Origin of the sequence: Acinetobacter sp. YH12249, from assembly GCF_013417475.1 — a bacterium.
In the GTDB taxonomy this organism is placed as follows: Bacteria; Pseudomonadota; Gammaproteobacteria; order Pseudomonadales; family Moraxellaceae; genus Acinetobacter.
Map to the genome: position 1 here is coordinate 17616 of NZ_VPDX01000022.1, position 23850 is coordinate 41465.

Here is a 23850-nt window from a genome sequence, read left to right on the forward strand (position 1 = left end):
AAACTGATTCATTCGCTGCTGTTAAAGCAGTAGCCAGAGCACAATAATAATCAGTAAAATAACGGCTGCGGTGATCCAGATTTTCTTTTCAATCTCACGGCCGGGCACATGTTTGCCGACTTGCTGTGCAGCCACCTCAGTATCTTTAGCGATACTAAGGTTGGGATGATCTGGAACTTCCAAAGATGTAGTTACCACCGGAATATTTTCATCAGCATCATCAGTAAAGCGTGGGCCGATATTGCCTTTATTGTCTCGATTAAGCGCCAGATCATGCTCTCTGACAATTTCATCAATGACCTGTATCGCCTGTGATTCATCTAAAGCTGTATGCGTCCGGATATAGCGAATGGCGTCCAGTTTTTTATCATCCTCTAGCAGAATCACAATATCTACCAGCTGTTCTTGAGTAAGTTGCTCAATAAGATCCTGCATTACTCTGCCTCATTCTTTGGCTTTATTTATTTGATTGTTCCCGAAATATCCGCAAAGAAGTAGCAAGTTTTTGTTGTGAAATCATAAAAAAAGCCAGCATATAATGCTGGCTTTGATTGAGATGACTTAATCTGTCAAGATCTTTAGATCTGATTGTTTACATCATCATTTTTAGTTTCACGGATCAGCAAGAATGCAAGCAATGACAGGATAGAGGCTGCTGTGAGGTAATAACCTACTGCAGACAAGCCATAAGTTGTTGCCAGTTTTGTTGCAATCAATGGCGCGAAAGATGCACCAAAAATACCTGCCAGGTTAAAGGTCAGGGCAGAACCGGTATAACGTACTGAAGTCGGGAAGATTTCAGACAATACGGTACCAATCGGACCATAAGTCAGACCCATGATGGCCAAACCGATACATAAGAAGAAGAACACAACCAGTGTACTGCCTGATTCAAGCATATCGGCAAAGAAGATACCGAAAATAGCAGAGACTACACATACCGCGATTGAAGTTGTCTTACGACCAAATTTTTCCGCAAGTACCGCTGAAAGTGGAATGAACGCAGCAAAGCACAGAGTTGCAACTAATTGCAACTGAAGGAATTCTTCACGTGTATAGCCGAGCTGTTTGGTACCCCATTGCAATGCGAATACAGTCGTCAGGTAGAACACCACGAATGTACAAATCGCAGCGATGGTACCCAATACCAGCATTTTAGAATGCTTTTTGAATACTTCGAAGAAGGGTACATTCACTTCTTTCTGCTTTTTCAACACATTTTGGAATGCAGGAGTTTCATGCAGTTTCAAGCGAATCCATAAACCCATAATCACCAGTAGCGCACTAGAGATAAATGGAATACGCCAGCCCCATTGCATGAACTCTGCTTCAGACATGAATGCGCCAAGGGTCAAGAATGAGCCTGTTGCCAGAATGAAGCCAATTGGTGCACCAAGTTGCGGGAACATACCATACCAGGCACGTTTGCCTTCTGGCGCATTTTCAGTTGCTAAAAGAACCGCACCTGACCATTCACCACCCAAACCAAGGCCTTGGCCTAAACGGCAAAGAGCCAGCAATAGTGGCGCAGCAATACCGATTTGTGCATAAGTTGGCAATAAACCAATGGCAACGGTAGAAAGACCCATGGTCAACAAGGCCGCGACCAGTGTCGCTTTACGTCCGATCCGGTCTCCCAGATGACCAAAAAGTGCAGCGCCGATTGGACGGGCAATAAAGGCAATCGCAAAGGTTGCCAGCGACTGAATAGTCGCAGTCATAGGATCTGTACTTGTAGGGAAGAACAGATAAGGGAAAATAATAACGGCAGCTGTGGCATAAATATAGAAATCGAAGAACTCGATTGTAGTGCCCACTAAACTTGCTGTTAAAACACGAAATTTTGAATTGGTTGCTGTAGTTTCTGTTACAGCGATAGAATCTGAAGACGCCATGAATAACCTTACACTTACTAAAAATAAAAAACTTAGTTTTAAAAGCGTAATCTTTTTAAAAAAGGCGTAATTTTTTAAAAAAACAACTGCAATCTTCTCGTTTCAACTCGCTCAGGGTCACTGAAATGAAGAAATGAGATGATTAAATCACGTAAAGATAGATAGACAGAAAATGTGATCCTGCGCCTATCAATACAAAAATGTGCCAGATAGCGTGGGTATATCTTACTCTTTTCAAAGCGTAAAACAATGCACCTACAGTGTATGCTAAGCCACCAATGATCAGAAAGGTTAAAGATTGAGCACTTAAGTACTGCTGCATATCGTCCATAACCAGTAGTGCCAACCATCCCATGACCAGATAAGCGACCAAAGAAAGTTTCTGGAAACGGTTGATGAAAATGAACTTGAATAGTGTTCCCAGTACAGCAATCACCCATAAGGCAATCAGTAAATACTGGGCTTTGGCTGTTGGAATCGCAATCGATAGAAACGGGGTATAGGTACCTGCAATCAGGTAGTAAATTGCCGTATGATCAACTTTTTTGTAAAAATAGCGTCGGTCAGCAGCAGTAGACATATGGTAGAGCATCGAAGCGGAAAACAGCAGAATCATGCTGAAAGCATAGACCCAAAGGCCAATCCATTGTCCGGTACTCAAATAAGAGCCTTTAATAATCAATAAAATACCGGCAATTAAAGCCAGTGCAGCACCGAGGCCATGACTAATATAATTAATCCGTTCCTCATTGTGATCATAATCTGGAACTAGGGGAGCATTCTGCATGATTGTCATTCTTGTTTAAATATACACTTGTATAATAATTCAATTTTGCTTTTAAGTTAAGAACAATTAAACTTGAGCAGCAATTCATATCAGGTTTTTCTTATGTCGACATCGACTTCTCTCTCGGTTCAGGAACAACAGTTCTTGGAGGCTTTTCAGCAAGCCTTTGAAACTGATCATTTTGATCGTCTGATCTTAAGTCAGTATAAAGGTGAACTTGAACAATTGGAGAAAATGACCTTTAGAGTCATTTCGCTCAATGAACAGAAGGTTTTAAGCTGTGTCTATCGATACAAGACTCAGGATGTCACCAAAAACTATCCTTTGAATGAAGCCTTGACTCAAGTAACGGAATTATTGGCCTGTTGCAAGCAAGCTAACCTGTTTACCGATCAGGAAGAATTGCAGCTGAAGAAAAACAAGAAAAAGGCCATGCTGACACGAAGTAAAGCTAAACCTGCCTCTACAAAGTCAAAAGCCGAGCAGGGCCATGACCGGGTTAAACAGCGTTATGTCGATCAGGACAGTGTATTCCTACAGCATTTAGGAATCACCGATCAGCAAGGCCAGATCATTCCGAGCATGGCGCGTAAGTGGAAACAGATTAATAAATTTGTCGAGATTTTCTCAGGCGCACTGGCTCAAATCCAGCCGCAGGAACAAGGATTACGTATCGTCGATTTCGGTTCAGGTAAGGGATATTTAACCTGTGCGCTATATGATTATATGCAAAAACATGGTCAGACGCCGTATGTCACCGGCGTAGAGCTGAATCCGAAAATGGTCGAGTTCTGTCAGAATGTCGCGCAGCAATCTGGTTTTAGCCAGCTGGATTTCTTCCAGGGCGATGTGCGTACCTATGAACCGGAACGTCTCGATGTGATGATCGCTCTGCATGCCTGTGATGTGGCGACCGATTTTGCAATCCATAGCGGTATTCGCTTGAATGCACAGATCATCATGTGTGCTCCATGCTGTCATAAAGAGTTAAGACCGCAATTACAGAGTCCGAAAGTGCTGTCACCAATGTTGCAGTTTGGCATCCATGCTGGGCAGCAAGCCGAAATGCTGACGGATACCATTCGTGCCTTATTGCTTAAGGCGTATGGGTATGAAACCAAGGTCTTTGAATTTGTGGCCCTAGAACACACCAGTAAAAATAAAATGATTCTGGCGACCAAACGGAAGGATTATGGATAGCCCGATCAGGCTGTTCTCGCCCAGATTCAGGCATTAAAAGAGATGTATGGAATTCAAAAACATTCACTGGAATTGTTATTGAATAACCAGTGGGATCAGCAGGGAATTGGTTCTAAATGCTAAACAATAAAAATCTTAAAATCATGTCAGGTAGCTGGGATGAGTTAGCCCAAGATGCCAGAGTGATACGTGAAGCCGTTTTTATTCAGGAACAGCAAATTGCTCCCGAAGATGAATGGGATGCTGAGGATGCAATCTCTACGCATTTTGTGGCTTATTTACAGGATCAACCCGTTGCAACTGCACGCTTATTAAAAAATCACAGTATTGGTCGTGTAGCTGTGTTGCAGTCGGCACGTGGTACGGGTATCGGCCAAAATATCATGCAGGCTGTGATTGATCAGGCCAAGACAGAGCAACGTGAATTCCTAAAGCTTTCTTCACAGGTACATGCGATTGGCTTTTATCAGAACTTGGGTTTTGACGTGCAGGGTGAAGAATATCTGGATTGTGGCATTCCACATATAGATATGTATCTCAGCTTAAAAGACTAAAAAATAAAAAAGCGAGGAAAACCTCGCTTTTTTAAATTTGATCTTGGAACTGCTTAGTGGCCATGAGTGGTATTTTCGTCATGGCTAGCATTGTCCATCTGTGCATGTTCTTCAGCAGACATATTGTGCTCTTCCACGCTCGTCTCATGAGTCTGATGAGATGAAGAGGTCGCCTGACGAGCTTCACGGTCAGCCTGTGCTTTGGCTAAAGCTTCTGGAGACATCGCAGGTGCATTCTTAAAAGCATGCTGCTGGGTATTTTCTTTCTTTTGCTGGCTTGGCATGTAGTCTGGTTCATTGCTGACCGCAAGCCAGAAAAACAACATGAATAATCCACCTAAAATACAGAAGATAATCAGTGCTTTCCAACCCCAAGGTGATTTTTCAGGTGAACTGTGATCAGTCATATGCATGTACCCATCGTGGATGTCTAACTCATGTAACTTTATAACATAAATTGCCTGGAAAGCAGATCAAAATGTGTCATTTAGAGAGAATATCAGGCTTAGAAATTCTATGGTGTTGAAATAAAAAAGAGGAGCTAAGCTCCTCTTTTTTAGCCCCAGTTTTTAAAAGCGCTGACCTTCAGCAACTTTCTGTTTGAGTAACTGTGGTGCTTTGAAACGTTCGCCATATTTACGTTCCAGGATTTCAGCACGATTCAAGGCCTTGGTTAAACCATACTGGTTCAAGAACTGCACTGCACCTCCCGTCCAGACGGCAAAACCAATTCCAAAGATTGAACCAATATTGGCATCGACCACTGACTCCAGCACACCTTCTTCCAGACAGCGTACGGTATCCAGCGCTTGAACAAACAGGAAGCGGTCTATCATTTCTTGTTCAGAAATATCCACTTCTTTATACCAATGCTCCAAGCCAGACCACAGCTGCTTTTTGCCACCTTCAGGATAATCATAAAAACCTGCACCAGCAGCTTTGCCTTTACGGTTAAACTCATGAATCATGGTTTGAATCACGGCATCTGCATCGGTGCTTGGGCGTTCTTTGCCTTGTGCTGCCAGAGCCTTACGGGTTTCTGCAGCTACATGCTCAGAAAGTGTCAGAGAGACTTCATCTTGAATAGCAAGTGGTCCGACCGGCATACCTGCTTTCAGCGCAGCCATTTCAATACGGGCTGGATGCACCCCTTCGGCGAGCAAACGTAAACCTTCCTGTACAAAGGTTCCAAAGACACGGCTGGTAAAGAAGCCACGGCTGTCATTCACTACAATCGGTAGCTTGCCAATCTGCTGCACAAAGTCAAATGCCTTGGCCAGTGTTTCTGCTGAAGTATTTTTCCCCTTAATGATCTCGACCAGCTGCATTTTGTCGACTGGGCTAAAGAAATGCAGACCGATAAAATTTGCCTGATTTCGAGAGGCTTGAGCCAAGTTACTGATGGGTAGAGTCGAAGTATTGGAGGCCATTACACCGTTGGCTGATAAATATTGCTCTGCTTCCTGAGTAACTTTGGCTTTGAGTTCCTGATTTTCAAATACTGCTTCAATAATCAGGTCACAACCTGCTAAATCTGCCATGCTCGCAGTAGCATGGATCAGAGCTAAAATCTGGTCACGTTTTTCGGCTGTTAAGCGGCCTTGAGCCACTTTTTTATCCAGTAATTTCTGGCTATACGCTTTGCCTTTTTCCGCAGCTTCGACCGAAATATCTTTCAGTACCACCTGAATGCCTTTGCTGGCAGTGACATAGGCAATACCTGCACCCATCATGCCTGCGCCCAAAATACCTACTTTAGTAGCTTTCCATGGCGCAAAGTCTTTAGGACGGCTGGCACCCGACTTGATGGCATTCATGCCATGCCAGAATGTACCGATCATGTTCTTGGAAATCTGGCCAGTGGCGAGATAGGTGAAATAACGCGACTCAATTCTCAATGCAGTATCAACATCAACCTGAGCGCCTTCAACCGCAGCGGATAAAATGGCTTCAGGAGCTGGATAGCAGCCCTTGGTTTTATCACGCAGCATCGCAGGAGCAATGGCAAGCATCTGTGCGACGGCAGGCGAAGAAGGAGAGCCTCCCGGAATTTTGTAACCTTTTACATCAAAAGGCTGTTGGGAGTGCGGATGTTGTTTAATCCAGGCTACAGATTTTTCAAGTAATTCATCTAGCGATTCAGCGGTGTCATGTACCAGCCCCAAAGACTTGGCTTTTTCTACACCGAACTGTTTGCCTTCCGTCAGCAAAGGTAAGGCATTTTGCAGGCCTAGCAGACGAACCATACGGACAATACCACCACCGCCTGGCAGCAAGCCTAAAGTGACTTCAGGCAAACCAAACTTGGTTTTGGCATCATTCAGCGCAATACGATGATGGGCACATAAAGCGATTTCCCAGCCACCACCGAGTGCGGTGCCATTTAAAGCTGCCACTACTGGAATGCCACGCGTTTCTATATAACGCAGTTTGGCTTTCATGTCTTCAATCATATTGAAGAATTCCGTGGCATGTTCAGGCGTCGCCTGAATTAACTCATCCAGATCACCGCCAGCAAAGAACGTTTTTTTAGCTGATCGGAAAATAATTCCGGCAATCTGTTCATCAGCCTGTAACTGGGCAACGACTTCTTCCAGAGCCGTACGAAAGTCTGCATTCATGGTATTGGCGGACTGGTTCGGAGAATCAAAGGTCAGAATGACAATGTGATCTTCAGTTTTTTGATATTGAATTGCGCTCATGCTGATCTCCTTATACCAACTCAATAATGGTTGCGATGCCCATACCACCACCCACACACAGGGTAGCCAGTCCACGTTTCTTACCTTGACGTTCCAGTTCATCCAGTAAAGTGCCTAGAATCATGGCGCCGGTCGCACCGAGTGGATGTCCCATGGCAATGGCACCACCATTGACATTGACTTTGGCAGGATCAACTTTCATTTCATTAATAAAGCGCATTACCACAGCAGCGAAAGCTTCATTGACTTCAAACAGATCAATATCATCAATAGTGAGTCCGGCTTTGGCTAAAGCCTTACGTGCAGCCGGGGCAGGGCCGGTCAGCATAATGGTTGGATCGGCACCAACTAGCGCTGTTGCCAGTACTTTGGCGCGTGGCTTGAGATTTTGCTGTTGCACTGCCTGTTCGGAGGCAAGTAATACGACTGCTGCACCATCTACGATGCCTGAAGAATTACCTGCATGGTGGACATGGTTTACAGAGCCTACTTCCGGATATTTCTGTAGGGCGATAGCATCAAAGCCTATCTGGCCCATCGTTGCAAAACTTGGCTTTAATGCACTTAAGCCTTCTGCAGTTGTTGTCGGTTTAATGAATTCATCTTTGTCTAGAATCACGACGCCAGCTTTATCTTTCACTGGAATAATAGATTTATCAAAATAACCATTCGCTTGGGCTGCTGCCGCTTTCTTTTGTGATTGCTCGGCGAATTGATCTACATCTGCACGACTATAACCATCAATGGTCGCGATCAGGTCAGCCCCTATGCCTTGTGGAATAAAATCGCAAGCCATATTGGTTTCAGGATCTAATGCCCACGGGCCGCCATCAGAACCCATCGGAACGCGAGACATGGATTCAACACCACCCGCAACGACCAGATCTTCCCAGCCTGAACGAACTTTTTGTGCTGCCAGATTTACAGCTTCCAGACCCGAAGCACAGAAACGGTTGATCTGAACGCCAGCCACATCATTGTCCCAGCCTGCGGCAATTGCAGCAGTTTTGGCAATGTCTGCACCCTGATCACCGATTGGAGTCACACAGCCCAGCACAATATCATCCACCTGAGATGTATCCAGGTTATGGCGTTCTTTCAGTTCATTTAAGAGCGTAGTCAGTAAACTAATTGGTTTAACTTCATGTAATGATCCGTCTTTTTTTCCCTTTCCGCGTGGCGTGCGAATGGCATCAATAATATAGGCCTCGCTCATACAATATCCTTTTCTTGCTTTACTGAAATTGTTCTAATGCTTCGAGTGTAATGATTAAATCTTGAAGTGCAATGACGAGAACGGACCAGATCATTTGAGCAATTTGGTCAGTCTTGATGGATTAAAAAGCGGGCATAAAAAAGCCCAAGTCTGGAGCTTGGGCTAGGGGCTTGTAGCGCTTAATAAACGATACTTTTCAAGTATACATTTTTAGAGCAAGGTTTTTAATGGTAACCGTGTAACTGACGGTATAGGCCTGGTGTTACCCCTGTCCATTTTTTGAAAGCACGGTGGAAAGTGCTGGTTTCACTAAAGCCCACCTGTTGTGCCACGTCTTCCAACGTTAAATCCGGATTCAATAACAGGTGAATCGCAGCATCGCGACGTAGCGCATCTTTCACGCCCTGATAGCTCTTGCCTTCGGCAGCAAGACGGCGACGCAGGGTTTGTGGGGATAGATAGAGCATCGATGCAACATCGTTTAAGGTCGGCATTTCTTCACCGATCTGGCTCTTCAATACATCCCGGATCCGCGAAGTCAGCGAGTTGGTATTTTTAAATTTAACGAGAAGTTGAGCAGGTGCTGCTTTCAGGAATTCTTCCAGAGTTTCTTCATTCTGGCGAATTGGCAAATCCAGATAATCCGCTGCAAAGGTAATTTCAGTACGCGGCATATCGAACTGCATCACAGGTGCAAAGAACAGCGCATCGTATTCATCTGCATGCGCAGGGCGAGGGTAGCTGAAATGTACACGTTCCAGCGGCAGACGACGTTCAATTAACCACGATGCCAGACCATGCCAGATCATCAACATACTTTCAGTAATAAAGTGTTCCGGATCCATCGAATTTGGGATCAGGGGAACCAGGCGCGCTTCATGCTTGTCACGTTCCAGGGTTACAGACCAGTCATCACCAAAGAGTTTGTAGAATTGAGAAGAAAGCTCGAGTGCATCGCCCAGTGTTTTGGCATGAATAATCAGCTGACACATAATCGCGAAAGTGCCAAGACGACGCGGCTGCTTGTCAAAACCGACATGTTCGTCCTGAGTCACCATCCAGAGCATCTTGATAAAACGGGTATATTGTTCAGGCGAAATACGGGCCTTGGGCTGATGCAGAAGCTCGGCTTCAATCCCAACGTGAGACAATAAAGTATCGACATCCATGCCCAGGCGCTTAACGCCGTATAAGGCTGCATTGACGAAATGGATACTGATCGTATCACGACTCATGTTTAATCCTTCAGTCTCTTTAATGTTCACTAATATTTGACCTAAATGACAAAAAATAAAAAATCAATGGCAATTTACAAGAATCCAATTACCATTTTCTTACATGTTAAATTGCCGAAACTATCAAGGTAAATGGCTGAACATGACATTGTTTTTGGGCATTTATGTTCTTATGATGAGGCAAAAAGCGATATAAATAGAGTAATAACTCCAATGTCATATGCATTAAAAGGTTTGAAAATATTAGATTTTTCTACATTATTACCTGGTCCATTTGCCACATTATATCTTGCAGACATGGGTGCAGAAGTTGTGCATATTGAATCACCCACACGTCCTGATCTGGTACGTTTAATGCCACCTTTTGCACATGGACAGGCCACAACGCATAATTATCTGAACAGAAACAAACATTCTGTCGCACTGGATTTAAAGAATCCCGAACATATTGAACAAATCAAATCCCGAATTGCAGATTATGACATTGTCGTAGAGCAATTTCGCCCAGGTGTGATGCAACGGCTTGGCCTGGATTATTCAACACTCAGTGCGCTCAATCCACGCTTAATTTATTGCTCGATTACTGGTTATGGTCAGACTGGCCCTTATAAAGATCGGGCAGGGCATGATATTAACTATTTGGCTTTATCTGGGATTGCCGGACATAGTGGCCGGATCGAAAGCGGACCACCGGCAATGGGAATCCAGATTGCCGATGTCGCGGGTGGCTCTATGCATGCGCTGGTTGCCATTCTGGCAGCGGTGATTGAGCGGCAGAGCAGTGGTCAAGGACAATATATTGATATTTCCATGACCGATTGCGCGGCGACATTAAATAATATGGCAGCTTCTGCCAGTCTGGCGGGTAATCAGCACCAGCAGATTGAATCCGGTTACTTAAATGGCGGTACCTTTTATGACTATTATCAGACTCAGGATGATCGCTATCTATCAATAGGCAGTCTGGAGCCTCAATTCATGCAAGGTCTGGCACAATTGCTGGATTTGCCGATTATTCTGGAAAAAGGTGCTTCTTTCGCGCCTGAAGATCATGCCTTAGTAAAACAGGCAATTCGCGATAAAATCAGATCCCAACCTCTATCTCACTGGCAAGCCTTATTTTCTCAGGCGGATTTCTGTGTCGAGCCTGTATTAAAGCTTGATGAAGCCCTGCATTCTGAGTTGGCACAGCAACGCGAATGGGTGGTGCAGGTACCAGTTAAAGTAGATCAGCGGGAGCAAACCGAAGCTCAACTGGCTTGCCCGATCAAGTTTTCAAGATCAACTATGCGATATCAATTTATTGGTCAGGCTTTAGGCGAAACCAAAGAGTGGTAATTGAGCGACTTTCTCATTTTGGTTTATGAAAAAAACTGCTAAAGATTTAAAAAATAAATCATTCACGTTAAAAATCAGAAGAAGCTGATCTAAAGCTTTATATCATTGAAAGTTTGCTAGGCTTATCAATAAAATCGCTATGAAATATGTATAAAAAGCATTTTATTGATAGATTCAATGTCGTTATCCTTGCCGACGATATAATAGAAACTACTAGCTGTACGCCATGTATTTATATACTGATTTCGATCAGCAACTGATTAATGAACGTGTTGCACAGTTCCGTGACCAGACGGAACGTTATTTAGCGGGCAAATTGACGGAAGATGAATACCGTCCGCTCCGCCTTCAAAATGGTCTTTATGTACAACGTTATGCGCCTATGTTGCGTATTGCGGTACCTTATGGCCTGATGAATTCTAAACAACTTCGTAAAGTGGCTGATCTGGCGAAAGAGTATGATCGTGGCTATGCACACGTTTCAACCCGTCAGAATATCCAGTTTAACTGGCCTGCACTAGAAAACGTGCCTGATATGCTGGCTGAACTGGCAACCGTGCAAATGCATGCGATCCAGACTTCAGGGAACTGTATCCGTAATACTACCACTGACCAGTATGCAGGTGTGGTGGCAGGTGAAATTGCAGATCCACGTCCGACCTGTGAATTGATCCGTCAATGGTCAACTTTCCACCCGGAATTTGCTTTCCTGCCACGTAAGTTCAAGATTGCGGTATCTGCGCTGGAAGAGATTGACCGTGCAGCAACTTCATTCCACGATATCGGTGTCTATATCGTAAAAAATGAAGCTGGAGAAATCGGTTATAAAATTAAAGTCGGTGGTGGCTTGGGCCGTACGCCAGTAATTGGTAGTTTTATTCGTGACTTCCTACCACGTGAAGACCTGATTGCTTATCTTGAAGCAGTTTTACGTGTCTATAACCTGCACGGCCGTCGCGACAACAAATACAAAGCGCGTATCAAGATTCTGGTAAAAGCATTAACTCCAGAAGTTTTTGCTGAAAAAGTTGAAGCTGAATTTGCGCATACTGTTAAAACGTTAAAGATTGATGCTGAAACGCTGGCGAAAATGGATGAAAACTTTACTCCATTTGATTACCAGGATTATGCAGATGAAGATTTCACAGAGCTGTTTGCCCAGTATCCGAAGTTTAAGCAATGGTTCAACATCAATACCAATGCCCATAAAGTGAAAGGTTATCGTATTGTTACGATTTCACTGAAACGTGCGGGTATTGCACCAGGTGATATGACCACTGAAGAGATGAACCTGATTGCAGATCTTGCAGACAAGTACACCTTCGGTGAACTGCGTACGACTCACGAGCAAAATATTGCGCTGGTAGATGTACCACAAAAAGACCTGTTCGAATTGTGGCAGACGCTGGATCAGCATAACCTGGCACGTGCGCATATCGGTTTCTTGACTGACATTATCTGCTGCCCAGGTGGTGACTTCTGCTCACTAGCGAATGCGAAATCCATTCCAATTTCTGAAGCGATTTCACGCCGTTTTGATGATCTGGATACCATTTACAACTTGGGTAAACTGGACCTGAACATTTCAGGTTGTATGAATGCCTGTGGTCATCACCATGTAGGTAACATCGGAATACTGGGTGTAGATAAAAAAGGCGCTGAATTCTATCAGATCACTTTAGGTGGTAATGCGGATCATGATGCCTCTATTGGTGACATTCTTGGGCCATCATTTGCTGCAGAAGTGGTGCCGGATATCGTAGAAGAAATTCTGAATACTTATCTTGACTTGCGTCAGGACGGTGAAGAGTTTATCGATACTTATCGTCGTGTCGGCATTCAACCATTCAAGGAGCGCGCATATGCTTAATACCGCACTACAAGTGCTCTCTAAGGATGGCACAATTGCAGATAACACTTACCAGCTAATTGGTGAAGATGGTGTATTGCCACAGGGTGATGTAGTTCTGACTGTAGAGCAGTTAGACCAGATTGCCAATATTTCTGGTAAAAAAGCATTGTACTTAACGGTTGATGCTTCACCTGAAACCAATGAATTCCCACTAGACCAACTTGATGCGATTTTTATTGAGTTTGCAGGTTTTAATGATGGCCGTGGTTATTCATTTGCTGCATTGCTTCGCCGTCAAGGTTTCCAAGGTGAGTTGCGTGCTACAGGTGATGTGTTTAAAGACGTGTTGAACTATATGAAGCGTTCTGGTTTCGATACCTTTGTCATTAAAGAAGGTAAAGATATTCAGGAAGCCGCTGCAGGTTTGGGTGATTTCACTAATCCGTACCAAGCTTCAACAGCAGTACCAACACCGAATTATCAAACTGGGGCTTAATTCGCCTTCGACTAAAAAGCCTCCATCTGGAGGCTTTTTAGTATTTAAACCTTAGGGTGCACGTTCTTCAAGTAGGCAGTTAATCATCCATTGCACTCCGAATTGATCCGTAAAGGCACTATAAAGCGCACCCCAAAAGGTTCTTTCTAAAGGCATTTCGATTTGACCATTCACCGATAAAGCTTCATAGAGTCGTTTGGCTTCATCCTGTTCATTGGCACTTAAAATAATCGCAATATAGTGATTAGTACCCTTACTAAATGCTGGTGTGTTTTCAGTACAGAGTTTGTCATTGATATCAGAGCCCATGAGCTCTGTGTATTCATTGATTGGAAGTGAGATATGCAAAATCAGATTTTTTTCTTCATCTGATAAATCAATTCCTTGCTGTCCAGGCGTATCTCCATAACGGGTTAGACTGGAAAATTCGCCACCAAATACCGAACGATAAAAGGTAAAGGCAGCTTCGGTTTCACCCTGGAAATTGAGATAGTGATTAAGTCGCATGCAGGATTCCTTTTCTTATTCTGAATCCCTTTAATTTACGCCCTGAATTGAATCTGATTGATAAAGAAGCTTTATGAAAATGTAATTAAAAGAATTTACTTTATGGATAGATAATAAAAAAATGAAATATTTATAAAATAAAAAGAGGGCTATAAAAGCCCTCTCTACGAATTGATTATAAAAGAATTAGATCAGTTCGATTGCGACCGCAGTTGCTTCACCACCGCCAATACATAGCGCAGCGATACCACGTTTACCGCCTGTACGTTTCAATGCATGAATCAAGGTCAGGATAATACGTGAACCTGTAGAACCAACCGGGTGACCGAGCGCACATGCACCACCATTGATGTTGACTTTTTCAGGATCAAGCTTGAACTCATCCATTGGGCACATGGTGACCATAGCAAACGCTTCATTGATTTCCCAAAGGTCAACTTCCTCAGCTTTCCAGCCAGTTTTATCCAGAACTTTCTGAATCGCACCCACTGGCGCAATCGTGAATTCAGATGGATGCTGGGAGTTTGAAGCATAAGCAATGATTTTAGCCAAAGGCGCTAAACCTTTAGCTGCTGCATTGTCGCTTGAAGTCAGAACAAGGGCAGAGGCACCATCTGAAATTGAGCTGGCATTTGCTGCCGTAATTGTCCCGTCTTTTGCAAAAGCAGGACGAAGAGTTGGAATCTTATCAATATTGGCATTGAAAGGTTGTTCGTCCTTATCAACTACGACATCACCTTTACGGGTGGAAACAGTGACTGGCACGATTTCATCAGCGAAGTAACCTTCATTGACTGCAGTTTGAGCACGTTTCAGTGAACGGATCGCAAACTCATCCATCTGTTCACGGGTATAGCCTTTTGTATTCGCCATATCTTGAGCAAATGAGCCCATCAGGCGACCAGTTTCGGCATCTTCCAGGCCATCCAGGAACATATGGTCCTGGATTTCACCATGACCCATACGGAAACCGCCACGCGCTTTTGGCAATACATATGGCGCATTGGTCATGGATTCCATACCACCAGCAACTACATAAGTTGCAGAACCTGCCTTAATCATATCTGCCGCTTGCATGACTGCTTTCATGCCTGAACCACATAATTTGTTGATGGTTACTGCCCCAGTAGAATCAGGCAGACCTGCTTTGCGCATCGCTTGACGAGCAGGGCCTTGTTTTAAACCTGCTGGGAGTACACAACCCATAATGACTTCTTCAATATCGGTCGGCTGCAAGCCTGAACGTGCAATCGCTTCTTTGATGGTGGCAGCGCCCAGTTCAGGTGCAGTAACGCTAGCCAGGCTACCTTGAAAGCCGCCCATCGCTGTACGTGCGCCATTGACAATTACGATGTCAGTCATTGTTATATCTCCCTATAAGTTTTGATCATTTTTTCTCGAACCTAAGCAGTATATTGAAAAAAGTACAGGATTAAAGTCCTAATCTGGATAAATCATAGACTCTAGGGTTTTATTAACAGGATGCCAGATGTTCGATCCGGATATGTCCCATTTTATTCAAGACAATACGTTGCTGGGACGAAAGGTGAGTAGAACAATAATAAAAGCTGCCATTCGATCCAATTGGTAAAGCCGTCTGGGCTTGATAAGTTACGTTCGGCATACTTAAAGCACCTCGCCAACTCAAGTTACCGTATTTAAGATTAAGTTGTTCAATGTGTAAAACTTGTTCGTCATTGTCGACTTGACGATTACGGTTTTTATCAATAAATACCAGCAAATTTTTATTCCATTGGTTTGCTTGACAGGTTAATGAATCTTGACTGGGACAAATCACAATATTCTGGTGAAACACAGCTGCCTGGCTGCGTGCATAACGATTGGTTGCTGTAAGTTTCATCGGAATATTTTTAGCTTCCTGCTTGGATAGATAATCATGAAAGTAAGGCAAGGCAATTGTGACCACAATTGCGATAAGGGCAATACAGATAATTAACTCAACAATAGTGAACGCTCTTGTTATCTTTTTATACATAGAGTTACCTGATTTATATATTATTTTTATTTGAAACATGCTATTAATTGTGCGTTTTTTATGCTTAATTGAGCGAGTAAGAAATGCCTTACTCAAAATTCAAAAAGGCGCTTAAAAATAAATTGGCAATGACAATAGGCGATTCACAACAAAAAATTGAGTAAAAAATTACTGAATTACAACGGAAATTGTAAGTAATTTTGTCAATAATTTACTTGATTAGATTAATCAAGCACTTGGAAAAATAATAAAGTGTTTGTATGATGCGCAGTGAATAGCTTAAAAATAACACTGGGGTAAAAAAAGCCTATCTCAGAATGGCCTATTAGAAGGCTTGAGCTTGAACAACAATTGTTATCTCTGGAGGATAAATCCATGAAAATGAGTCGTATTGCTTTAGCAATGCTTGTAGCTGCTCCTTTTGCTGCTGCAAACGCAGGCGTAACTGTTACTCCATTAATGTTAGGTTATACTTGGCAAGACACCCAACACAACAATGGCGGTAATGACGGTGAGTTATTAATTCCATCTCAAGGTGAAATGCAAGACGATTTATTCGTTGGTGCTGCGATTGGTGTTGAATTAACTCCATGGTTAGGTTTTGAAGCTGAATATAGCCAGGTTAAAGGCGATGTAGATTATGCAGCTCCTGGTGCAGAATACAAAGGCCAGAACATTGCAGGTAACTTCTATGCAACTTCTGATGTGTTCACTGGCAACTATGACAGCAAAATCAAGCCATATGCATTGTTAGGTGCTGGTCACTACAAATATGAATTTGATGGTGTAGATCGCGGTACTCGTGGTGATGAAGAAGAAGGTACACTAGGTAATGCTGGTATCGGTGCATTCTGGCACATCAACGATGCTTTAGCGCTACGTACTGAAGCTCGTGGTACTTACCACTTCGACGAAAAATTCTGGAACTATACAGCACTTGCTGGTCTTAACGTAGTTCTAGGTGGCCGTTTGAAACCAGCTGCTGACGTTGTAGAAGTTGCTCCAGTTGAGCCAGTAGCTCCAGTAGCTCCAGCTCCACAAGAGTTGACTGAAGACCTGAACATGGAACTTCGCGTGTTCTTTGATACGAATAAATCAAACATCAAAGACCAATACAAACCAGAAATCGCGAAAGTTGCTGAGAAGCTAGTTGAATATCCAAACGCAACTGCTCGTATCGAAGGTCACACAGACAGCACTGGTCCACGTGCATTGAACGAACGTTTATCTCTAGCTCGTGCTAACTCTGTTAAATCTGCACTTGTTAACGAATACAACGTAGATGCATCTCGTTTGTCTACTCAAGGTTTCGCTTGGGATCAACCGATTGCTGACAACAACACTAAAGAAGGTCGTGCTATGAACCGTCGTGTATTCGCGACAATCACTGGTAGCCGTACTGTTCTAGCTGAACAACCAGCTGCTCAATAATTCGTTATTGAACAGTGATTAAAAAAAGCGACTCAAAGAGTCGCTTTTTTTATGGCTGTTTTTTGCATACACTTGCTGCTCGAAACTGATTTTGAGTTAAAGCATGAGCATAGAACTTCCTCAAGACTTACAAAGTCTGGAAGCTAATAGTGGTATTTATGCGATCTGGATGGTTTTTCATCATTATGGAATAGATCTGCATATTCCTGATTTAGTGCAATTGACACAGCATAATGATGAGATGGGAGCTTCAAGTATTGCGCTCGCTTTTGCCCTAAAAACATTGGGACTCAATGTTGAGTTTTTTACAGAAACTGATCCCGATAAACAGCCGCTTGAAATCCAGTTTTATCAAAAAGCACAAGAACTCAAAGTGCCTGTTCATGAATATCCACTTTCTTATGCAGATATTCAAAAATCAGTGGATAACGGCCATTTTGTAATTGTGTTCTACGACACGCTTGAAGGGGTGGGGAACCATTCATTAATTTATGAAATCAATGAAAAAGAAATCAGTTTCTTTGATAGTTTTAATGCTATGTCTAAAGAAGTTTTCGAACAGCAGCGTCGAGTAAAAGGTATTTGTCAGCAAGTCATCGTGATTGATGACCGTAATTTTGTCATGCGTCATAGCTGATTTCAGAATATAAAAAAGCAGCTACTTGAGCTGCTTTTTTAATAAAGGTGAGAACTTAGTGTTTTTCAATATTCATCGGTCGAACATCCATCTCCTGATAGGAAACCAGTTTGGTTTTATATTTCCACTTATAACCTAGCCAGATCACCAGGAATAATAAAATACCGATATAAGTAGAAAGGACAGCCAACCACTCACCATCTAGGACAGCTTGATAATTTTGACCTAGAACAACAATTGAACAAAGGACGAAGGCAAACCAAGGCGCGAACGGGAAGAATTTAGCTCTATAGGCTAGACCTTCAAGTTGATAGCCTTGAGCCAGATAACCTTTACGGAAGCGGTAATGTGAGATCGCAATTCCGAGCCAGACAATGAAGCCACACATACCTGACATATTCAGCAACCAGTTAAAGACTTCCTGCTCGCCAAAGAATGTGGTCAAGAAGCATAGTGCCGCAATCGCCGTGGTCGCATACAGGGCATTCATCGGTACACCGCGTGAATCCAGATGGGCAAACAGCTTAGGCGCACTGCCTTTACGTGCCATATCGAACAGCATACGGGTCGAAGAATACATGCCTGAGTTACCTGCAGACAGAATCGCAGTCAGAATTACCGCATTCATCATACTGGCTGCAAAAGCAAAACCTGCTTTCTCATACAATAAAGTGAATGGAGAAAGGGCAATATCTTCAGTTGCAGCTGCCTGTAAGAGACGCGGATCATTATAGGCAATCAATGTACCGATAATGAAAATACATACGATATAGAACAGCAGGATTCGCCAGAAGATTTGCTTGATCGCGACTGGAATGGTTTTTTGCGGATCTTTAGATTCACCAGCCGCTACACCAACCATCTCGGTACCCTGGAACGAGAATCCGGCAATCATGGCAACACCAATCAAGGCCTGGAAACCGCCTACAAAAGGCGCTTCACCTACGCTCCAGTTTGCAAATGCCGAAACACCCGGTGTGAGCATGATCTTGGCAATCATCCAGATCCCGATGATGATAAAGGCAATAATTGCCAGAACTTTCACCAATGAGAAGAAGAATTCTGACTCACCAAAACCTTTTACTGTGAGAGCGTTAATCCCGAAGATCACCGCGAGGAAGATCGCACTCCAGTAAAAGCCCGGAATATCAGGAAACCAGAATTTCATAATAAACTGTACGGCAACCAGTTCAAAGGCAACGGTAATCGCCCAGTTGTACCAGTAGTTCCAGCCTAAAGCGAAACCGAAACCACCTTCGACATATTTGGTGCCGTAGGTAAAGAATGCGCCCGAGGTCGGATTATGAGTCGCAAGTTCTCCAAGGCTGGTCATCAAGAAATAAATCATTACGCCAATCAGGGCATAGGCGAGAAGTGCGCCACCCGGGCCTGCGCTGGCAATAGTCGCACCTGAGGCCAGGAATAAACCTGTACCGATAGACCCGCCAATCGCGATCATATTGAGATGACGAGCACCAAGCTTACGCTGCAGCTGCACGCTGTTCTGAGTTTCGCTCATCATGATTCCTTAGCATTTTTTTGAGTGCTGGCGAAGAGCACTTTAAAACCTTGTTGATCAGTTTTGACTGTACATTGGCCAAAACTTTGTTCAATTAAAATTGGATAATTTAAGAAACGGTTTGCCACAATCCATAATTCACCGCCAGACTTGAGATGACGACGCGAAGTCTTGCATAAAGTTTCGCTGGCCGCATAATTGGTCTGGATTCCCTGATGGAAAGGGGGATTGCTGACAATGGCATGTAAAAAAAGCGGTGCATCTTCAATACCTGACACAGCTTTAATTTCCAGCTGCTGAGGGTTGAGCTGATTTTTCTCAAATGTCATTTGAGTAGAAGCCAAGGCAAAGGCATCCACGTCCAGAGCAAAAATACGGTTCTCAGGATTCAGTTTGGCTAAATAAGCACTGATCACGCCTGCACCACAGCCAAAGTCGGCAATCTTGCCTGAGGTCACCTGAGATAAATAGGGTAAGAACACCGCTGTTCCTACATCCAGATGATCCTGACTGAATACACCTGGAAGTGCACAAATCTGCAAATCACCTTTTGGTGTGGCCACTGTATAGGTCTGTGCCCAATCTGCCAACGCTTTTGCTTCGACCGTGCAGTCTAGAGTCAATTGCCACAATTGGCAATGTCGTGCGCTGTCGAGCTTGATGAGTTTACCATAAGCCTGTAGCTGCTTTGCCGCACGCTCTACGCCACCTTTCTTTTCACCGACCAGAAAGACACTGCTGCCTTGTTTTAATCGGGCTGCAATATTGTGAATCAGATAATTCAATAATTCTTTTGATTTAGGTACGAAAATAACTGCCTGATCAAATTCCTGATCAGGAAATTCTGCGCCGAAATGAACCTGAGCCTGCTGTGACTGGAAATATTGAAAATCATTATAATTCCATGTCCAAACAAAGGGCTGGATAGATTCACCACATTCAGCAAGAAGCTCATCGGTCGGGGCATTTACCAGCAATACGCGACCAGACAAATAATCATATTGTCTTAATAAAACTTCGCTTTTAGGATCCATAGATCTTTCTCCAATAGAAAAAACACTGTCCGAGTCCAACTCAGACAGTGTTCTTTGGACATGAAATTACTTCTTTACTTCAGGAAGAACAATATTCAATATGAGGGCTGCAATACCGCCTGTCGCAACACCTGAGCTAAAGATGTTACGGAATAATTCAGGAAGATGTTCCAGAATCTGAGGTACCTGTGCAACGCCTAAGCCAAGTGCAAGCGAAATTGCAATGATCAGCAGGGCACGACGGTCTAAGTGAATACCAGACAGGATATTAATCCCAGATGCAGCGACTGCACCGAACATCACCATCACTGCGCCACCAAGCACAGCTTGAGGAACGGCTTGGATCACACCTGCAACAGCAGGCAGTAGACCTAGAATCACGAGGAGTGCTGCGATCCATATCCCAACATAACGGCTAGCTACACCAGTCAATTGAATCACACCATTATTTTGTGCGAAAACTGAACTTGGGAAGGTATTAAATAAGCCTGCAAGCAGAGAGTTAGCACCATTCACTAACACACCACCTTTAATGCGATTCATCCAGGTTTGACCATCCACTGGCTGATTCGATAATTTTGATGTTGCGGTAATATCACCAATGGCTTCTAGTGAAGTCACCAGGTAAATGAATGCCATTGGAATGAATAAGCTCCATGAGAAGCTTAAACCAAAATGCATTGGGGTAGGAATCTGAACCAGAGGTGCATCTTTTAAGCCATCAAAGTTTAAATGACCCATAAAGCCTGCAAGGATGTAACCCACGACTAAGGCAATCAGGATGGCAGAACTTTTTACCCATGTAATACGTACACGGTTGAGTAAAATAATTAAAGCCAAAACCGTACATGACATGATGAGGTTATCTGCATTGGCGAAAGTTTTGTCACCCATGGCTTGATAACCACCACCCATGCTGATCAGACCTTCTTTAATCAAGGTTAAACCAATCAATAGAACTACAATACCCGTTACTAGTGGAGTAATGAGTTTCTTCACCCATGGCAAAATGCGTGACACGCCCATTTCAATAAATGAACCTGCAATCACTACACCAAAGATCGAAGCCATCACCGCTTCTACCGGTGTGCCTGCAGCGACCATCGCTGAACCGATCCCGATGATTGGGCCAATAAAGTTAAAACTTGTACCCTGAACAATCAGCAAGCCTGCGCCAAAGGGACCCACTTTCTTGGATTGTAAGAAAGTTGCGATACCAGAGATCACCAAAGACATGGACAAGATCATGTTGGTGTCTTCTTTAGACACACCCAATGCCAGACAGATCAGTAAACCTGGCGTTACAATTGGGACAATAATGGCCAATAAATGCTGGAATGCGGCTAAAAATGCGATAAACGGTTTAGGACGATCTTCAAGGCCGTAGACAAGGTCAAGTTGATCTTTAGAAGGAGGAGATTGATTAAAATCAGACATGTGTCAATGCAAATTAAGGCTGGGTGGCGCTATTCTAATCGAGTTACACGTCATTACAAAAGTAATTGGAAAAAAAATTGACGCTCTCTACAAACAGTCACTGTCAAAAGTTTGTATTTTTCTGTATAATTTGCCCTCAAATTTAAAACGTATCGAATTTACATGTCAGATATTAAAACTCTCCGTAACATTGCCATTATCGCGCACGTCGACCATGGTAAAACCACTCTTGTAGACAAACTTTTGCAACAATCAGGTGCTCTCGGTGATCGCGCGGGTGAGATCGAGCGTGTCATGGATTCGAACGCGTTAGAATCTGAACGTGGTATTACCATTCTTGCAAAAAACACTGCAATCAAGTGGTTAGATAAACGTACAGATACAGAATACCGTATTAACATCGTGGACACCCCGGGACACGCCGACTTCGGTGGTGAAGTTGAACGTGTAATGTCGATGGTTGACTGCGTACTGCTTCTTGTAGACTCACAAGAAGGTCCTATGCCACAAACTCGTTTCGTAACGCAAAAAGCGTTCGCGCGTGGTTTGAAACCAATCGTAATTATCAATAAAGTTGATAAACCAAGTGCGCGTCCAGACTGGGTAATCGATCAAGTGTTCGACTTGTTCGACAACCTTGGCGGTACTGACGAACAGTTAGACTTCCCAGTAGTTTATGCTTCTGGTCTTCGTGGTGTTGCTGGTCCTTCTCCAGAAGAACTTGCTGATGACATGACTCCATTGTTCCAAACAATCGTAGACATCGTTGAGCCACCAGCAGTTGACGTTGATGGTCCATTCCAGATGCAAATTTCATCTTTGGACTATAACAGCTTCGTAGGTGTAATCGGTGTTGGTCGTATCCAGCGTGGTTCAGTGAAATTAAACACTCCTGTGACTGTTATCGACAAAGAAGGCAAAACCCGTAACGGCCGTATCTTGAAAATCATGGGTTACCATGGTCTAGAACGTGTTGACATTGAAGAAGCTTCTGCAGGTGATATCGTTTGTGTAACTGGTATCGATGCACTGAACATTTCAGATACAATCTGTGATCCTAAAAATGTTGAAGCGCTTCCCGCACTTTCTGTAGATGAACCGACTGTGTCTATGACTTTCCAGGTGAACAACTCTCCGTTCGCTGGTAAAGAAGGTAAATTCGTAACTTCACGTAATATCCGTGAGCGTCTTGACCGCGAATTGATCCACAACGTAGCACTTCGTGTTGAAGATACTGACAGTCCTGACCGTTTCAAAGTATCTGGTCGTGGTGAGCTTCACCTTTCTGTACTGATTGAAAACATGCGTCGTGAAGGCTTCGAGCTTGGTGTATCACGTCCACAAGTGATCATGAAAGAAATCGACGGTCAAATGCAAGAACCGTACGAAAACGTAACGTTTGACGTTGAAGAACAGCACCAAGGTTCTGTAATGGAACAAATGGGTCACCGTAAAGGCGAAATGACTAATATGGAAGTGGACGGTAAAGGCCGTATCCGTATTGAAGCAACTGTTCCTTCACGTGGCTTGATCGGTTTCCGTTCTGAATTCATGACCATGACTTCTGGTACTGGTATCATGACTTCAAGCTTCTCGCACTACGGTCCTGCTAAACAAGGTACTGTTGCGAAACGTCAAAACGGTGTACTGATTTCTATGGTTCAAGGTACTTGCCTGGGCTATGCACTGTTCACACTTCAAGACCGTGGTCGTCTGTTTGCTAAACCACAGTTAGAAGTTTATGAAGGTATGATCGTAGGTATCAACTCACGTTCTGACGACATGGTGGTTAACCCAACTAAAGCGAAACAGTTAACTAACGTACGTGCGTCTGGTACTGATGAAGCATTGACTCTTGTTCCAAACCTTGAATACACGCTAGAACAAGCGCTTGAATTCATTGAAGATGACGAGCTAGTTGAAGTAACACCTAAGTCAATCCGTATCCGTAAACGTTACCTGACTGAAAACGAACGTAAACGTAACCGTTCTAAATAAGACCGGTCACTGATAC

General features: G+C 43.5%; 20 protein-coding genes and 1 pseudogene. 8 read left to right on the plus strand and 13 right to left on the minus strand.

What is annotated here, in order from left to right; all coding sequences use genetic code 11:
- Nucleotides 1-21: 21 nt before the first annotated feature.
- From FTV25_RS11910 to FTV25_RS11920, 3 genes are all read right to left on the minus strand, one after another.
- Nucleotides 22-435: a hypothetical protein gene (locus FTV25_RS11910; protein ID WP_180003875.1), complete on the minus strand. Its 414-nt coding sequence runs from the start codon at nt 433-435 to the stop codon at nt 22-24.
- Between the two features lie 143 nt (nt 436-578).
- A complete protein-coding gene (locus FTV25_RS11915) occupies nt 579-1895 on the minus strand; it encodes an MFS transporter (protein WP_180003873.1) in 1317 nt (438 codons plus the stop codon).
- Nucleotides 1896-2037: 142 nt separating this feature from the next.
- Nucleotides 2038-2682: a hemolysin III family protein gene (locus FTV25_RS11920; RefSeq protein ID WP_034704133.1), complete on the minus strand. Its 645-nt coding sequence runs from the start codon at nt 2680-2682 to the stop codon at nt 2038-2040.
- 102 nt (nt 2683-2784) lie between these two features.
- Between FTV25_RS11920 and FTV25_RS11925 the strand changes: the two are divergent.
- Nucleotides 2785-4005, plus strand: a pseudogene (locus FTV25_RS11925) (SAM-dependent methyltransferase).
- Complete coding sequence (locus tag FTV25_RS11930) at nt 3999-4436, plus strand: GNAT family N-acetyltransferase (protein WP_034704137.1); 438 nt, start codon at nt 3999-4001, stop codon at nt 4434-4436. The pseudogene FTV25_RS11925 and the gene FTV25_RS11930 overlap by 7 nt, the downstream one beginning before the upstream one ends.
- A 53-nt stretch (nt 4437-4489) precedes the next feature.
- Here the strand turns inward: FTV25_RS11930 and FTV25_RS11935 are convergent, their stop codons facing one another.
- From FTV25_RS11935 to FTV25_RS11950, 4 genes are all read right to left on the minus strand, one after another.
- On the minus strand, nt 4490-4843 hold the full coding sequence (locus FTV25_RS11935) for a hypothetical protein (RefSeq protein WP_034705429.1): 354 nt from the start codon (nt 4841-4843) through the stop codon (nt 4490-4492).
- A gap of 162 nt (nt 4844-5005) precedes the next feature.
- Nucleotides 5006-7138, minus strand: coding sequence for a 3-hydroxyacyl-CoA dehydrogenase NAD-binding domain-containing protein (locus FTV25_RS11940; RefSeq protein ID WP_180003871.1), 2133 nt, complete (start codon nt 7136-7138; stop codon nt 5006-5008).
- Nucleotides 7139-7148: 10 nt separating this feature from the next.
- Nucleotides 7149-8354, minus strand: a complete 1206-nt coding sequence (locus FTV25_RS11945; RefSeq protein ID WP_159123672.1) for an acetyl-CoA C-acetyltransferase — start codon at nt 8352-8354, stop codon at nt 7149-7151.
- A 224-nt stretch (nt 8355-8578) separates the two neighbouring features.
- On the minus strand, nt 8579-9589 hold the full coding sequence (locus FTV25_RS11950) for an AraC family transcriptional regulator (protein WP_004785199.1): 1011 nt from the start codon (nt 9587-9589) through the stop codon (nt 8579-8581).
- 213 nt (nt 9590-9802) lie between these two features.
- Between FTV25_RS11950 and FTV25_RS11955 the strand changes: the two genes are divergently transcribed.
- The 3 genes from FTV25_RS11955 (at nt 9803) to FTV25_RS11965 (ending at nt 13275) form a co-directional block, all read left to right on the plus strand.
- Nucleotides 9803-10927, plus strand: a complete 1125-nt coding sequence (locus FTV25_RS11955) for a CaiB/BaiF CoA-transferase family protein (RefSeq protein WP_180003870.1) — start codon at nt 9803-9805, stop codon at nt 10925-10927.
- A 226-nt stretch (nt 10928-11153) separates the two neighbouring features.
- Nucleotides 11154-12797, plus strand: a complete 1644-nt coding sequence (locus FTV25_RS11960; RefSeq protein ID WP_180003868.1) for a nitrite/sulfite reductase — start codon at nt 11154-11156, stop codon at nt 12795-12797.
- Entirely contained in the window at nt 12790-13275 is a 486-nt protein-coding gene (locus FTV25_RS11965; RefSeq protein ID WP_159123675.1) for a DUF934 domain-containing protein, read from the plus strand. Before FTV25_RS11960 ends, FTV25_RS11965 begins: the two co-directional genes overlap by 8 nt.
- A 51-nt stretch (nt 13276-13326) precedes the next feature.
- On the opposite strand, the gene FTV25_RS11970 is transcribed toward FTV25_RS11965, so the two are convergent.
- From FTV25_RS11970 to FTV25_RS11980, 3 genes are all read right to left on the minus strand, one after another.
- The gene (locus tag FTV25_RS11970) at nt 13327-13782 is read right to left on the minus strand and encodes a VOC family protein (protein WP_180003866.1); all 456 of its coding nucleotides are present in this window, start codon (nt 13780-13782) and stop codon (nt 13327-13329) included.
- A gap of 186 nt (nt 13783-13968) precedes the next feature.
- Nucleotides 13969-15144 carry an acetyl-CoA C-acyltransferase gene (locus FTV25_RS11975; protein WP_180003864.1) on the minus strand — a complete coding sequence of 392 codons (1176 nt, stop codon included), beginning with the start codon at nt 15142-15144 and terminating at the stop codon, nt 13969-13971.
- Between the two features lie 112 nt (nt 15145-15256).
- On the minus strand, nt 15257-15778 hold the full coding sequence (locus FTV25_RS11980) for a GspH/FimT family pseudopilin (RefSeq protein WP_180003862.1): 522 nt from the start codon (nt 15776-15778) through the stop codon (nt 15257-15259).
- A 375-nt stretch (nt 15779-16153) separates the two neighbouring features.
- Between FTV25_RS11980 and omp38 the strand changes: the two genes are divergently transcribed.
- Both omp38 and FTV25_RS11990 read left to right on the plus strand, forming a co-directional pair.
- Nucleotides 16154-17209, plus strand: coding sequence for an outer membrane protein Omp38 (gene omp38 / locus FTV25_RS11985; RefSeq protein ID WP_180003860.1), 1056 nt, complete (start codon nt 16154-16156; stop codon nt 17207-17209).
- Nucleotides 17210-17312: 103 nt separating this feature from the next.
- Nucleotides 17313-17846 carry a peptidase C39 gene (locus FTV25_RS11990; protein ID WP_180003857.1) on the plus strand — a complete coding sequence of 178 codons (534 nt, stop codon included), beginning with the start codon at nt 17313-17315 and terminating at the stop codon, nt 17844-17846.
- Between the two features lie 55 nt (nt 17847-17901).
- Here FTV25_RS11990 and FTV25_RS11995 read toward each other — a convergent pair whose 3' ends face one another.
- From FTV25_RS11995 to FTV25_RS12005, 3 genes are all read right to left on the minus strand, one after another.
- Nucleotides 17902-19365: an amino acid permease gene (locus FTV25_RS11995; protein WP_180003854.1), complete on the minus strand. Its 1464-nt coding sequence runs from the start codon at nt 19363-19365 to the stop codon at nt 17902-17904.
- Nucleotides 19365-20399, minus strand: coding sequence for a methyltransferase (locus FTV25_RS12000; protein ID WP_180003852.1), 1035 nt, complete (start codon nt 20397-20399; stop codon nt 19365-19367). Before FTV25_RS12000 ends, FTV25_RS11995 begins: the two co-directional genes overlap by 1 nt.
- A 66-nt stretch (nt 20400-20465) precedes the next feature.
- On the minus strand, nt 20466-21836 hold the full coding sequence (locus tag FTV25_RS12005; RefSeq protein WP_159123683.1) for a uracil-xanthine permease family protein: 1371 nt from the start codon (nt 21834-21836) through the stop codon (nt 20466-20468).
- Nucleotides 21837-21998: 162 nt separating this feature from the next.
- On the opposite strand from FTV25_RS12005, the gene typA reads away from it, so the two are divergent.
- The gene (gene typA / locus FTV25_RS12010) at nt 21999-23834 is read left to right on the plus strand and encodes a translational GTPase TypA (protein ID WP_004785176.1); all 1836 of its coding nucleotides are present in this window, start codon (nt 21999-22001) and stop codon (nt 23832-23834) included.
- Nucleotides 23835-23850: the final 16 nt, after the last annotated feature.

Bases quoted from the DNA above. Each gene is read 5' to 3' on its own strand.
- FTV25_RS11915 (WP_180003873.1), bottom strand. From the start codon at position 1,895: ATGGCGTCTTCAGATTCTATCGCTGTAACAGAAACTACAGCAACCAAT.
- FTV25_RS11975 (WP_180003864.1), bottom strand. From the start codon at position 15,144: ATGACTGACATCGTAATTGTCAATGGCGCACGTACAGCGATGGGCGGC.
- FTV25_RS12005 (WP_159123683.1), bottom strand. From the start codon at position 21,836: ATGTCTGATTTTAATCAATCTCCTCCTTCTAAAGATCAACTTGACCTT.
- FTV25_RS11945 (WP_159123672.1), bottom strand. From the start codon at position 8,354: ATGAGCGAGGCCTATATTATTGATGCCATTCGCACGCCACGCGGAAAG.
- FTV25_RS11920 (WP_034704133.1), bottom strand. From the start codon at position 2,682: ATGCAGAATGCTCCCCTAGTTCCAGATTATGATCACAATGAGGAACGG.
- FTV25_RS11995 (WP_180003854.1), bottom strand. From the start codon at position 19,365: ATGAGCGAAACTCAGAACAGCGTGCAGCTGCAGCGTAAGCTTGGTGCT.
- FTV25_RS12000 (WP_180003852.1), bottom strand. From the start codon at position 20,399: ATGGATCCTAAAAGCGAAGTTTTATTAAGACAATATGATTATTTGTCT.
- FTV25_RS11910 (WP_180003875.1), bottom strand. From the start codon at position 435: ATGCAGGATCTTATTGAGCAACTTACTCAAGAACAGCTGGTAGATATT.
- FTV25_RS11950 (WP_004785199.1), bottom strand. From the start codon at position 9,589: ATGAGTCGTGATACGATCAGTATCCATTTCGTCAATGCAGCCTTATAC.
- FTV25_RS11965 (WP_159123675.1), top strand. From the start codon at position 12,790: ATGCTTAATACCGCACTACAAGTGCTCTCTAAGGATGGCACAATTGCA.
- FTV25_RS11955 (WP_180003870.1), top strand. From the start codon at position 9,803: ATGTCATATGCATTAAAAGGTTTGAAAATATTAGATTTTTCTACATTA.
- FTV25_RS11935 (WP_034705429.1), bottom strand. From the start codon at position 4,843: ATGACTGATCACAGTTCACCTGAAAAATCACCTTGGGGTTGGAAAGCA.
- FTV25_RS11990 (WP_180003857.1), top strand. From the start codon at position 17,313: ATGAGCATAGAACTTCCTCAAGACTTACAAAGTCTGGAAGCTAATAGT.
- typA (WP_004785176.1), top strand. From the start codon at position 21,999: ATGTCAGATATTAAAACTCTCCGTAACATTGCCATTATCGCGCACGTC.
- FTV25_RS11930 (WP_034704137.1), top strand. From the start codon at position 3,999: ATGCTAAACAATAAAAATCTTAAAATCATGTCAGGTAGCTGGGATGAG.
- FTV25_RS11970 (WP_180003866.1), bottom strand. From the start codon at position 13,782: ATGCGACTTAATCACTATCTCAATTTCCAGGGTGAAACCGAAGCTGCC.
- FTV25_RS11960 (WP_180003868.1), top strand. From the start codon at position 11,154: ATGTATTTATATACTGATTTCGATCAGCAACTGATTAATGAACGTGTT.
- omp38 (WP_180003860.1), top strand. From the start codon at position 16,154: ATGAAAATGAGTCGTATTGCTTTAGCAATGCTTGTAGCTGCTCCTTTT.
- FTV25_RS11940 (WP_180003871.1), bottom strand. From the start codon at position 7,138: ATGAGCGCAATTCAATATCAAAAAACTGAAGATCACATTGTCATTCTG.
- FTV25_RS11980 (WP_180003862.1), bottom strand. From the start codon at position 15,778: ATGTATAAAAAGATAACAAGAGCGTTCACTATTGTTGAGTTAATTATC.